The organism is Neisseria weixii (assembly GCF_002327085.1).
In the GTDB taxonomy this organism is placed as follows: domain Bacteria; phylum Pseudomonadota; class Gammaproteobacteria; order Burkholderiales; family Neisseriaceae; genus Neisseria; species Neisseria weixii.
The window spans coordinates 2,222,551-2,235,565 of sequence record NZ_CP023429.1; the positions used below are offsets into that span (position 1 = coordinate 2,222,551).

At 49.2% G+C, this 13,015-nt stretch carries 8 protein-coding genes and 5 pseudogenes; 9 read left to right on the forward strand and 4 right to left on the reverse strand.

What is annotated here, in order from left to right:
• Positions 1-17: 17 nt before the first annotated feature.
• The 6 genes and pseudogenes from pilQ to CGZ65_RS14795 form a co-directional block, all read left to right on the forward strand.
• Positions 18-2,149 (forward strand): annotated as a pseudogene (pilQ, locus tag CGZ65_RS11200) (type IV pilus secretin PilQ).
• Between the two features lie 121 nt (positions 2,150-2,270).
• Positions 2,271-2,786: a shikimate kinase gene (locus CGZ65_RS11205; RefSeq protein ID WP_096295865.1), complete on the forward strand. Its 516-nt coding sequence runs from the start codon at positions 2,271-2,273 to the stop codon at positions 2,784-2,786.
• A gap of 202 nt (positions 2,787-2,988) precedes the next feature.
• A pseudogene (gene aroB, locus CGZ65_RS11210) lies at positions 2,989-4,066 on the forward strand (3-dehydroquinate synthase).
• Between the two features lie 334 nt (positions 4,067-4,400).
• Positions 4,401-5,243 carry a class II glutamine amidotransferase gene (locus CGZ65_RS11215; protein WP_096295866.1) on the forward strand — a complete coding sequence of 281 codons (843 nt, stop codon included), beginning with the start codon at positions 4,401-4,403 and terminating at the stop codon, positions 5,241-5,243.
• A 93-nt stretch (positions 5,244-5,336) separates the two neighbouring features.
• Positions 5,337-5,594: a helix-turn-helix domain-containing protein gene (locus tag CGZ65_RS11220; RefSeq protein ID WP_232507432.1), complete on the forward strand. Its 258-nt coding sequence runs from the start codon at positions 5,337-5,339 to the stop codon at positions 5,592-5,594.
• A gap of 207 nt (positions 5,595-5,801) precedes the next feature.
• A pseudogene (locus CGZ65_RS14795) lies at positions 5,802-5,924 on the forward strand (IS3 family transposase); the annotation flags it as partial.
• Between the two features lie 115 nt (positions 5,925-6,039).
• Here CGZ65_RS14795 and CGZ65_RS14405 read toward each other — a convergent pair.
• Positions 6,040-6,218: pseudogene (locus CGZ65_RS14405) on the reverse strand (lipoprotein signal peptidase).
• Positions 6,219-6,229: 11 nt separating this feature from the next.
• On the opposite strand from CGZ65_RS14405, the pseudogene CGZ65_RS15280 reads away from it, so the two are divergent.
• Both CGZ65_RS15280 and CGZ65_RS15285 read left to right on the forward strand, forming a co-directional pair.
• Positions 6,230-6,379: pseudogene (locus tag CGZ65_RS15280) on the forward strand (hypothetical protein); the annotation flags it as partial.
• A 73-nt stretch (positions 6,380-6,452) separates the two neighbouring features.
• Positions 6,453-6,578, forward strand: a complete 126-nt coding sequence (locus CGZ65_RS15285) for an IS3 family transposase (RefSeq protein WP_157742778.1) — start codon at positions 6,453-6,455, stop codon at positions 6,576-6,578.
• A gap of 131 nt (positions 6,579-6,709) precedes the next feature.
• On the opposite strand, the gene putP is transcribed toward CGZ65_RS15285, so the two are convergent.
• The 3 genes from putP to dacB form a co-directional block, all read right to left on the reverse strand.
• Positions 6,710-8,227: a sodium/proline symporter PutP gene (gene putP / locus CGZ65_RS11235; RefSeq protein WP_096295867.1), complete on the reverse strand. Its 1,518-nt coding sequence runs from the start codon at positions 8,225-8,227 to the stop codon at positions 6,710-6,712.
• A 440-nt stretch (positions 8,228-8,667) separates the two neighbouring features.
• Entirely contained in the window at positions 8,668-9,318 is a 651-nt protein-coding gene (locus CGZ65_RS11240) for an IS1595 family transposase (RefSeq protein ID WP_096295868.1), read from the reverse strand.
• A 118-nt stretch (positions 9,319-9,436) separates the two neighbouring features.
• Entirely contained in the window at positions 9,437-10,819 is a 1,383-nt protein-coding gene (dacB, locus tag CGZ65_RS11245) for a D-alanyl-D-alanine carboxypeptidase/D-alanyl-D-alanine endopeptidase (protein ID WP_378595829.1), read from the reverse strand.
• Positions 10,820-11,192: 373 nt separating this feature from the next.
• Between dacB and CGZ65_RS11250 the strand changes: the two genes are divergently transcribed.
• On the forward strand, positions 11,193-12,929 hold the full coding sequence (locus CGZ65_RS11250) for a SulP family inorganic anion transporter (protein ID WP_096295870.1): 1,737 nt from the start codon (positions 11,193-11,195) through the stop codon (positions 12,927-12,929).
• The last annotated feature ends 86 nt before the right edge of the window (positions 12,930-13,015 follow it).

The window sequence follows — 13,015 nt, forward strand, 5'->3', positions numbered from 1 at the left end:
TAAGGGGTCTCACTATTATGAAAATCAATCGTATGACAAAACTCTTTGCTGCTCTGAGCATGGCAATGGCTGTTCAGACGGCCTTTGCCGGCAATATCACCGATATCAACGTATCGACTTTGCCTGACAACCAAAAAATCATCAAAATCCGTTTTGATCGCGACATTACCAGCCCTACCGGTTTTGTGACTTCTACACCTGCACGCATCGCCTTGGATTTTGCCAATACCAACATTCAATTGTCACAACCGGTATTGGAATATTCAGACCCTTTATTGAGCCAAATTACCGCGGCTCAGAATAATAACCGTGCACGCATTTTGTTGGGGTTGAACAAAACGGGTCAATATAATACCGAAATCCGTGGTGACGAAGTATGGGTTTATGTCAGCGAAGCCTCCGATCAAAATGTGGCTACTCCAGCAAGCACCCATTCTGCTCCTGCTCCCGCACCGACTCCGCCGCCACGCGTTCCTCTCAAGCCAGCCAAGTCGCTACCAGTGCCAATGTTGACTTTCGCAAAGGTTCGCGCAACTCAGGTGTCGTAGAATTATCAGCCCCTACCTTCTCAGGCAGCCCTGATATGAAACAAGAACGTGACCGTGTAGTCATTACCTTAAAAAATCACCCCCTGCCAACTCAAGCGCAGCGCAATTTAGATGTAGGCGACTTCAATACGCCGGTGCAAAACGTGACTTTAAAACGCATCGGCAATGCGACACAATTGATTATCCGCACCAAAGGCAATTGGGACATCAGCACCCAATCTGCTGCCGGCCGCCATACCTTTGAAATCGTGCCTAAAGCTGCGACAACCGAAAGCCGTGGCTTACACAACAATGCCAACAAATCTTTCAACGGCCGTAAAATTTCTTTGGATTTCCAAGACGTAGAAGTCCGCACTATTTTGCAGATTTTGTCTAAAGAGTCAGGCGTAAACATCGTAGCCAGCGATACGGTTAACGGCAAAATGACTTTGTCGTTAAAAGACGTACCTTGGGATCAGGCATTAGATTTGGTGATGCAGGCACGTAACTTAGACATGCGCCGCCAAGGCAATATCATCAATATTGCTCCGCGTGATGAATTACTGGCTAAAGACAAAGCATTCTTACAAGCAGAAAAAGAGATTGCCGAATTAGGCCCATTGTTGTCGCAAACCTTCCAATTGAAATACAAAAACGTTGAAGAATTCCGCAAGATTTTGCGTATTGACGAGAACGGCAGCAGCAGTGGCAGCAACAGCCGCAATACATTGCTGAGCAACCGCGGCAGCGCCTTGATTGACCCTGCTACCAACACCTTGATTGTTACAGATAATCACAGTGTGATTGAGAAATTCCGCAAACTGATTAACGAACTGGACGTTCCGACACGCCAAGTCATGGTTGAAGCACGAATCGTAGAAGCAGATGAAGGCTTCTCACGCGATTTGGGTGTGAAATTCGGCTATAACGACGTGAAAGGCCGCAATCTCGGCGTGAAAGGCAATACTTGGGGCTCAAGCTGGTCAAATGCTGTGAATAATACTGGTAATGCTTTAGAAATAAGCCCAAACATCAGCCTGCCAACCACTAATGCGGCAACCACGTCAATTGCCTTGGTTCGCTCGTTTGCCTCTGGCGCATTGGGCTTGGAATTGGCCGCAGCGGAAGGCCAAAACAAGAGCAAAACCATTTCCAATCCGCGCGTGCTGACACAAGACCGTAAAGAAGCGGCCATCGAATCGGGTACGGAAATTCCTTACCAAGAAGCGACTTCGAGCGGCGCCACTTCGGTATCGTTCAAAAAAGCGGTGTTGGGCTTGACGGTAACGCCAAATATCACGCCTGACGGCCAAATCATCATGACGGTGAAAATCAATAAAGACACACCGCAAAACTGTACCGTAGATTCATTGAGCACCATGTGTATCAGCACCAAGAGCCTGAACACCCAAGCTATGGTGGAAGATGGCGGCACCTTGATTGTGGGTGGTATTTACGAGGAAGAAAATTCCAATACGGTCAACAAAGTACCTCTGCTTGGCGATATTCCGGTAGTGGGCAACTTGTTCAAATCGCGCGCACGCAATGAAAAGCGCCGCGAATTGCTGATATTCATCACACCGCGCATTATGGATAGCATAGGAAACAACTTGCGCTACTAATCCTACCAAACGGGCATACATATTCTGAAATGTATGCCCGTTTTAATATTTTATTGCGTAAAAAAGGAAAATATTCAGAATAAAACATTTTCCTGCCAATTTCGTATAGAATGCCGCTATTATGGAAAAAATCAACGGCAACTTAATTTTTATCGGGCTGATGGGCGCCGGCAAAACCACTTTGGGAAAACACACCGCCCAAATGCTCAACCGCCCTTTTTACGACAGCGACCATGAAATTTGCGTGGCTTCCGGCGTATCTATTCCGACCATTTTTGAAATGGAAGGCGAACAAGGTTTTCGTGATCGCGAAAGCAATATGCTTAAAAAATTGTGCGCGCTGGAAAATATTGTATTATCTACCGGCGGTGGCGCCCCCTTACGCGAAGAAAACCGCAAATGTTTAAGAGAACACGGCACCGTCGTTTATCTGCATACCCGCCCGGAAATTCTGTTGGAACGTACCCGCTACGACACCAACCGCCCTTTGTTGCAAGTTGAAGACCCGCTGGCCAAGCTGCAAGAGTTATACGACATCCGCGACAGCATCTATCGTGAAACCGCACATCTGGTGATCGAATCAGAGCATTATCAAAAAACGCTCAACCGCCTACTCAATGCCCTGCAAGCCGGCTAACACAGATTGCAATTCTAGTCGTTTTAAAATAGAAATAAGACAAAGCAACAGCGACCGTCGTGTACAACTCATACATAAGTGCTAACAATGCTGTATCATTTTTTATTTTAAACATTATTACGGGAAAGGCCGTCTGAAAACAGAAATCCTTTCGTGCTTTCAGACGGCCTTTCCCGTCAACCGACACACCGTAGGAATCATCATGCACACCCTAAGCGTTCAAACCCCTTCGCATCAATATCCGATTTTCATCGGCCAAAACCTGTTCGCCCAAGCCGATGAATTGTTGCAGCCTTATTTGACCAAAAAAACCGCCATCATCACCAATGAAACCATTGCTCCGCTGTATTTGAAAAGCTTTCAGACGGCCTTAGACAAACTTGGCATCGCCCATTTCAGCATTATTCTTCCCGATGGCGAAGAACATAAAAACTGGCAAACCTTAAACCTGATTTTCGATGGTTTGATGCAAAACCGTGCCGAGCGCAAAACCACTTTAATCGCATTGGGCGGTGGGGTAATCGGCGATATGGTTGGTTTTGCCGCGGCGACTTACCAACGCGGCGCACCGTTTATCCAAGTGCCGACCACGCTGTTAAGCCAAGTGGATTCTTCCGTCGGCGGCAAAACAGCCATCAATCACCCTTGGGTAAAAACATGATTGGCGCGTTCTACCAGCCACAAGCCGTACTCGCCGATTTAAGCACGCTACAAACTTTACCACAGCGCGAATTGTCTGCCGGTATGGCCGAAGTAGTGAAATATGGTGCGCTAGGCGATGCCGATTTCTTTACTTGGTTAGAACAAAATATGCCCGATTTAATGGCGCAACATCCGGAAAAACTGGCGCAAGCGGTTTACCATTGCTGCAAAATGAAAGCCGACATCGTGGCACAAGACGAAACCGAGCAAGGCATCCGCGCATGGTTAAATCTAGGCCACACCTTCGGCCATGTCATCGAAGCTGAAATGGGTTACGGCGTTTGGCTGCACGGTGAAGCCGTCGCCGCCGGCACGGTCTTAGCCGCGCGCTTATCAGAGCAACTGGGCAAGACCACCGCTGCCGACACACAACGCATAGCCGCTTTGCTGGAAACCGCCAAACTGCCTGCTGCCCCCCGAAGTTTGCGTTTGAAAAATGGATTGAACACATGAGCCACGACAAAAAAATCAGCAGCGGCATAATGCGTTTCATCGGTTTAAACCGCCTAGGCGAGGCTAACATTACCGAAATCACCGATATGACTATTCTTGAACGCACATTACAACCGTATTTGTAAAAGATATTGAATCATAAACAAGGCCGTCTGAAAGATTATGCAAACAAACCTCATTTTGCCAATCTTTCAGACGGCCTTAAGCCGAGGCCCGCACGAAATCCCCAAATTTGATTGCAGTCCGAAGTCAGCCTAACATAGAAATTTAAAATATATCATGAAGATAGGCGAGCTTTTAAAAGCACGTAACGAAGGACGTGCCAAACATGGAGATTTTGCAAAGGTTTCAAACCATATTCCGATTCACGCTAATCATAGCATTATAAAGCTATTGAAATCCCTGGTCTGATATACCATAATCCCATGTCTTCCCTCTATATTCATAAAGGCTATGTCCATGTGCCAACTGCTCGGCATGAACTGCAACACCCCTACCGACATCACGTTTTCATTTGAAGGTTTCAGACGGCGTGGCGGCATCACCGACCACCATGCAGACGGCTTTGGCATCGGCTTTTTCGAAGGCAAAGGCATCCGCCTGTTTCACGACGACAAACCTAGTGCCAATTCTCCTGTAGCCGATTTGGTGCGCGATTACCCCATTAAATCGGAAAATGTCATCGCGCATATCCGCAAAGCATCCCAAGGCCAAACCTCTCTTGCCAATACACATCCTTTTATGCGTGAGATGTGGGGCGAATATTGGCTGTTTGCGCACAACGGCCACCTGATTGATTTTGCACCTGAACAAGGCAATTTTTATCGTGCGGTCGGCTGCACTGATTCAGAACGATCCTTTTGCTATATCCTCAACCACTTACGTCAGCAATTTAGCGAAAAGCCCGATGAAGCAACTTTATTTGCCGCCATCAGCGAATTAACTCACGAGATTCGCACCTACGGCCTGTTTAATTTTATGATGTCCAACGGCGATTGCCTGTTTGCGCATGCCAGCACTTTGTTGCACTACATCGTGCGCAAAGCGCCGTTCGGCCAAGCCCGCTTATTAGATAATGATGTGATGGTTGATTTTGCCGAAGTGACCACCCCCAACGATAAAGTGGCCGTTATCGCCACCCTGCCGCTAACACGCGATGAAACCTGGCACCAATTGGCCGTGAATGAATTAGTCATGTTCCGACAAGGCGATATTGTCCGCTCTGACAAACCGCATACCGCCATTTATATGAGCGTTGAAGAAGGTTTGGCACTAGCACGCGCAGTCGGCGTGTCTTGCTAAACAATGATTTGCCTAACAAAACCGTCTGAAACTTTTTGAACTGCACCCCAAAAGTCGGACACCCCCGCCAACTTTAAAAGGTGCAGTTTTCTTATGTCCAAATATAACCTACACTTCAAATACCGAGCCGTACTCCATTACCACCAAGTGCACAGCCGACAGCGCACCGCAGAGCACTTCAACGTCTCACGCACCCACCTGCGCCGTTGGACAGCCGCCTGTCGGCAAGGCGGTATCGCCGCACGCCAACACCCGCAGGCTACGTTTATGAAGACCAGACAGGCCAAACGCAAAAACCCGTTTATCGCCGACAAACCCGGCCACGAAAAAAAACCGGGCGGAACTGATTGAAGAGTGGCGTTACATGAGGGCGGGGAACGGCTACCTAAAGCACATGAAAGCCCTCAACGAAAAGAACGCCGCCAAAGCTGCGAAACCGTTCAAACGTTGGGGGCGGAACACCCGCTGAAATATCTGCCGCACAGTGCCGGCATTCCCAAAAGCAGCTTTCATTACCATATCGGCAAAGCCGGTCCCGATGCAGCGGCCAAAACCGCCGTGGGTGAAGTCTGTCGCCGGCACAAAGGCCGTTACGGTCATCGGCGGATTGCCGCCGTATTGTCGCGGAACAAAAAGAAAGTGCGGCGCATTATGGGTTTGTTGGGACTGAAAGCCAAAGTCCGCAGTAAAAAAGCCTACCGTCCGCAAGCAATAGGAGAGGCTTCGGACAGTATTCTCAATCGTGAGTTTACTGCCGGCAAACCGGCAGGCAAATGGCTGACCGATGTGGCGGAGTTCAAATGCACAAACGGGAAGCTGTACTTATCGCCGATATTGGATGAGGCCTTTGCAAAACCGCCGGATGCGGATTCAGTTCAAGGCGCAGCAGCGCAGCGGGTGCAGACATATCACACGATAGGCAGGCGAGCGGGCAGCGCACAACGCAGAAATGCGCTGCAGATGGCGGTTTTGCAAAGGTCTCCGATGTGTTTAACCGGGAGATTGCGGCCTATTCTTTAGGCCGCAGAGCAAACGGTGAAATGGTGGCGCAAATGTTGGACCAAGCATTCGGCCGTCTGAAAGGCCAAACGCCGCTGCTGCATTCCGGCCAAGGTGTGCTTTGCCGCACCGAGGCTTATCGAACGAAATTGGCTGAGAAAGGGATGGTGCAAAGTATGTCGCGCAAAGGCACGCCGGGACAATGCGCCGATGGAGCGTTTCTTCGGTACACTGAAAACGGAGGGTTTCTATCAGGAAGGTGCGCTGTCGGTGGCGGAGCTGACAGTGGTCATAGATGATTACATACATTACTACAATCATGAACGGATAGTTTAAACTTAAAAAAGCTGAGTCCTGTCGGCTACAGAACCCGGCTTGAAAAGGCTGTTTGAGAAAGATTCTTAACTTGTCCAAGTATTGGGGGACGGTTCATCTTATTTTCAGACGGCCTCTTTCACTTATCCCAATCAGTTTGCTGCGCGGTAATCTGCATCAGCTTTTTCAAATTTTTCAATGATTTCTCGGCTAAGCTCTTTGTCCATCAGTGACACGGTGCAGGTCACCAGCCAGCAGGCGATAAAGCCCGGTACGATTTCGTACATGGTCGCCATGCCGGCGGCTTTGAGCGCGGGGTTCGCCCATTCCGCCCATGCCACGCAAACCAGTGCACCGGCAATCATGCCCCATAATGCACCGTTGGCGGTCATGCGTTTCCAGAATACAGATAAAATCACCACCGGACCGAATGCGGCACCAAAGCCGGCCCATGCGTAAGATACCAAGCCCAAAACTTTGCTTTCCGGATTGCCGGCAATCAGAATGGCAATCACCGCCACGGCCAACACCATGATGCGGCCGACCCATACCAACTCCTGCTGCGTGGCATCAGGGCGCAGGAAGCCTTTGTAGAAGTCTTCGGTAATCGCGCTTGAACACACCAGTAATTGGCAAGACAAGGTCGACATCACCGCCGCCAGAATCGCGCTCAAAATCACGCCGGCTATCCATGGGTTGAACAATAATGTTGCCAAGGCGATAAATACGCGTTCGTTGTTGCCTTCCATCGCACCGACTTGTTCCGGGTGGCCGCCGAAGTAAGCGATACCGAAATAGCCGACGGCGACGGCACCAGCTAAGCAGACTATCATCCATGTCATGCCGATACGGCGGGCGCTTTTCAGCGATTGCACGTTTTCAGCCGCCATAAAGCGCGCCAAAATGTGCGGCTGGCCGAAATAACCCAAGCCCCATGCCGCAGTGGAGATAATACCCAAGAAGGTAGTTCCGGCAAACAGGCTGCTGTATTCTTGGCCGGTAGTCGCGGCTACGGCTTGCACTGCCGCGCTCATTTCTGCTGCGCCGCCTAAGCTCAAATAGACCATCACCGGCGTCAGAATCAGGGCGAACAGCATCAGGGTTGCTTGCACGGTGTCCGTCCAACTCACCGCCAAGAAGCCGCCGATAAAGGTATAGGCAATGGTCGCGCCGGCACCTAACCAAATGGCAGTGCCGTAGCTCATGCCTTCAAACAGACTTTGGAACAAACGCGCACCGGCCACCACGCCTGAAGCGCAGTAAATGGTGAAGAAAAACAGAATAATAATCGCGGAAATCACTTTCATTGCTTGGCCTTTGGCGCCGAAGCGGTGGAAGAAATAATCCGGCAGGGTCAAGGCATTGTTGGCGTATTCGGTGTGCACACGCAAACGGCCGGACACAAACAGCCAGTTCAACCATGCGCCAATGGTCAGACCGATGGCAATCCAAGCCTCGCTCAAACCGACCGCGTAAATCGCACCCGGCAAACCCATCAGCAACCAACCCGACATATCAGAGGCGCCGGCCGACATCGCCGTCACATAAGGGCCTAAGCTGCGGCCGCCGAGAATATAATCGTCGAAGTTGCGGGTAGAAAAATAAGCGGCCAAGCCGATCAGCAGCACCGCCACAAGGTATAAACCAAACGTGATATACATGGGATTCATGTTATCGCTCCTCATTTTTAGTAAACTTACTTTTGATAAGCAGATTCAGATCTGAGATTTTTCTTATATTATATTAAAAAACAACAATTTGGCTTTTATGCGCTTATCATACGCCATCAAGACAAATTGATTTGATTTACAATCAGATATGTTTAAATTACATCAAGATTTGTAAATATTTGGTTTCAGCATACCGTAATTTCCGTGACTTGCAAAGCAACAGGCCATAATTTTTTTGATAACCGAATAAAATACAATTATTTTTTACAAATAAAACAAATAGTTATCAAAAAAACCAGCCGGTTTTATTTTGGTTTCCAACCGTGGAATATCTTCCTTATTTCCGGCTAATCTCTTGAAATAAAAAGTAATTCAACAACAGAATCATGCTTAAATTTGAATTTTTATACCAACATAAAAAAGGGGGCTGTACTAGATAACTAGAATAAATTCTGCTTTACTAATTGTTTTAAAATAGAAATCTGAACTTTTATTTCACTGTGGTTAAACCGCCATTCACATTCCTTCAAATACAGCTCAAAATGTTCTTTGGGAATGCCGTTAAACTTACGTAAGCGGCGTTTTGCCTGATTCCAAAAGTTCTCAATTCCGTTGATGTGATTTTGCCGATCAGCAAAGTGAGTGCTGTGATTGATGCGAAAGTGGCTAAACTCACTCACATCAAGTACGTCATAGCTTTTGTAACAATCAGTGTAAACAATACTGTCAGGCTTTACTTGCTCACGTATTACCGGCAATAAAGTGGCAGTTTGTGTATTGGGCACGGCAACGGTGCAAACCTTGCCGTTGCGCTTCAGAAGCCCGAATACAGCGACTTTGCCGGCTGCACCGCGACTACGTTTGCCTTTGCGCTGTCCGCCAAAACAGGTTTCATCAACTTCTACTCCGCCATCAGACATTTCCGGATGCGGGCTGTTATGGAAAATCAGTACGCGCAAACGATGAAAGCAATAGGCTGCCGTGTTTTTATTAACACCGGCTAATTGAGCTGCAGTACGGGCAGTAACACCCGCAATAAACAGTTCAATCAGTTTGTTTTGCTTGTACTGACTTAAACGGCTTCTTCTCATAGGGATTATTCTAACCTGAAATTAGATTTCCCTAGTTATCTAGTACAGCCCCTAAAAAAGAGAAGGCCGTCTGAAACGAAATCGTTTCAGACGGCCTGTTGAGATGTGTTCAACCGAATCAAACATCTTGCCGCGCTTCGCAAGTCGTACCTAATGCGACCCAGCTTTTACCGCCGGGCAAGACGATTTCCGACACCAGCCTGTCCATGTCTTTCACATAAGCATCCGAATTCGGGCTGTTGATCACCACCACCACGACTTTGGGCTGCTCACCCAGCCAATAGCCTGCCAATGCACGCACGTTTTTCAGCGTACCGGTTTTCAAGCGCAGGTTGTCGCCGGCTTGTTTCAAACGTGTTTTCAGCGTGCCGTCGACACCGGCAATCGGCAAGGTATTGATAAATTCTTCTTTATAGCGACTGAAATAGGCTTGTTCCAATAATTGCCCCATCATTTTCGCCGTGACGCGTTCTTTGCGCGACAAACCCGAGCCGTTTTCCAACACCAAATTGGTGGTATCGACACCGGCCATGCCCAATTCCAGCTTCACCGCCGAATCCGCACGATGTAAAGCTTCGTGTAAATCTTTGTCTTGCCCCAGTTTTAAAAACACCGAACGCGCAATCAGATTATTGGAAAACTTGTTCATATCCGCCAGAATCTCGCTCAAAGGCTTGGATTTCAAGCTGGCTAACGTCTTGGCTTCAGGCGGCGTAGCAGCGACCTTAAGGCCGTCTGAAATCGTGCCGCCGGCAGCGCGCCATTGATTGATGAAACTGCGGTAGGCAAAATCTTGCGACGTGAGCATGTTGACATACAAAGTCTCGCTCAAGCAGGTTTCCGGCACATTGCCGCTGATAATCAATGCGCCGCCGCTGTAGCGGCCGCTCATGTAACGGTTTATGGATTTGCACTCGGCGGCAGAAGGGATAATGGTGGTTTGGTTGTCGAGCTTGATATTGGGCAGCGGCGGATTGGTCGTCCACACAATATCGCCCAAAGGATTGCGCTCGCCCTTCACCGCCACCACTTTATAGGCCAAGCGGTTGGGATCGGGCGGTGTCATGTAGGTTTCCGCTTCGTCGGCGGCAAATTCCTTGCTGTTTCTGATGTCGCCCCACAGGCTGCGGTCGAGCACCAATTGTCCGGCAATATTGCGGATTCCGCGATCGCGCAACTGCTGCTGCAAAGCAATCAGGCCGTCTTGATCGAGCACCGGATCTCCACTGCCTTCCCAATAAATATCGCCGTTGAGCGTATCGCCGACAACAGGTGCCGCGCTTTTGAAGTGGGTTGTCCAACGGTAATCCTTGCCCAAGGCTTGAAATGCGGCAAATGCGGTCACCAGTTTCATGGTAGAAGCCGGATTCACCGATACGTCTGAACGGTAGTCAATCTGCACTTTACCTGTGTCCAAATCCTGCACATACACCGAGATTTCATCGGCACGGATTTTGCCGAAGTTTAAGGCCATTGCGGGTAAAGAGAAGGTGGCGAGCATAAATATGGCGAGAGACCGGGGGAATTTCATAGAAGACTTCAAAAATAGCGTTAACCCGTTATTATAAAACAAGGCCGTCTGAAATTCATGTATGCAGCCGTTAAAATAGAAATAAGACAAGGCGATAAAGGCTGCCGTGTGCGCCTAATACATTAAGGGAGCCGGCAACGCTGTGTTGTTTTTATTTTAAACGACTATACTTTCTGCGGATATGAGGCATCTCACGGCATACTCCATCCTATATCTGAAGACGAAATATTGTTTTCAGACGGCCTTTTCCTTACCCGAGCCCGAAATTTCGGCATCGGCCCAAATCGTTTTATAATCAAGAAAACCATTGTAAACCATACCGTTAATCCGATTCTCATTTACCATGATCCGACCCTTTCCACTGCCGCTTTGGCTACGCCGCTACAATCGCGGCTGTCTGAACCAAGACATCACGGCCGGTTTGATCGTCGGCATCATCGTGATTCCGCAAAGCTTGGGTTATGCCGCACTGGCAAGCTTGCCGCCTGTGTATGGCTTATACAGCTCGATTGTGCCGGTGTTGGTGTATGCGTGGATTGGGGCAAGCAACGTGAATGCCGTGGGGCCTGTGGCCGTGACCGCCATCATGACTGCCCATGCTCTGCAAAACCACCCGCATTTGCCGCCAGAACAATATGCGCTGTTGGCCGGCTTTTTGGCTTTGCTGATGGGCGCATTGTTGTGGCTGGCTTCGCTGTTTCGCTTAGGTTGGATTACCCGCTTTATCAGCCAAGGAGTGACTGCGGGTTTTGTGACCGGCGCATCGATACTGATTTTTATCAGCCAAATCAAATTTTTAATCGGTGTTAACCTTTCCGGCAGCACCATCATCGATTACGCTTTAACATTTATCAACCGCATTCACACGCTGCATTTTCCGACGCTGCTGGTCGGTGCGCTGGCGTTCGGCCTGTTTTTTGTTAACCGCTATTACCTCAACCGCTGGTTATCGCATTGGCTTACCCCGAAAACTGCCCAATTTATCGTGCGTCTGTTACCCTTAATTATCATGATGGCGGCGGTGGCATTCAGCTTAGTGTTCGATTTTCAACAGCGCGGCATTGCTGTGATTGAGTATGTGCCGGCCAAGCTGCCGCATTTCACGTTGCCGTTTTCAGGCGGCCTGAATGATGTGTTAAACCAAGCCATTCAGCTGCTGCCCACTGCCGCCTTGATTGCGCTGATTACCTTTGTATCCAGCAACTCCGTGGCCGCCACTTGCGCGCGCAAGCGGCAGGAAGCCTTCGACACCAATCAGGAATTCAAAGGCTTGGGATGGGCTAACATCATCGGCGCATTTTTCCAAAGCTTTCCCGTGGTCGGCGGTTTCTCGCGTACGGCGGTCAATGTCGATGCAGGTGCGCAAACGCCGTTGGCCGGCATCATTTCGGTCGGCGTGATGGCGGCCTTTTTATTGCTGCTGACCGACTATCTCGAACCCCTGCCCTATGCCGTATTGGCGGCCAACATCATGGTGGCGATTCTCAGCATGATGGATTGGAACACACTCAAGCGCGCCGCCCGCAGCGATAAAACCGATGTTGCCGCCTTTCTGACGGCCTGCTTCGGCGTATTGCTGTTTGGTTTGAATATCGGTTTGGTGTTGGGTATTTTAGTGTCGTTTGCCGGCTTGATTTGGAAATCAAGCCATCCTCATTTAACCATTGTCGGCCAAGCGGCAGACGGCCACTTTCGCAGCATCAAGCGCTATGCCACGACGCAATACAGCAGCCTGCTGATTGTGCGTATCGACGAAAGTATGTTTTACGGCAACGCCCAACCAATCCGTCATTATTTGGAACGCAGCCTAGCCACGCACCCCGGCTGCAAGCATTTGATTTTAATGCTTTCCGCCGTAAACGATATCGACTTAACCGCGCAGGAAATGCTGCTCTCGCTCAATTACGATTTGCAAAAGCAGCACATTTCGCTGCATTTTGCCGATATCAAAGGCCCGTTGGTAGACAAGCTGCAGCACTCAGTGATGATGAAAAGCCTCTCCGGCAATGTTTTTATCAGCACCGCCGAAGCGGTCGACACGCTTTTAAAAGAAGAAAGCGTGTGGTCGCCGATGATTTGAAGCTGGTTGGGTAGATAAAACAAGGCTGAGACCGTTGCAAAACCCCGGATTTGGCACATTTCTTTGTTATCCGCTGCTCGAAAGCT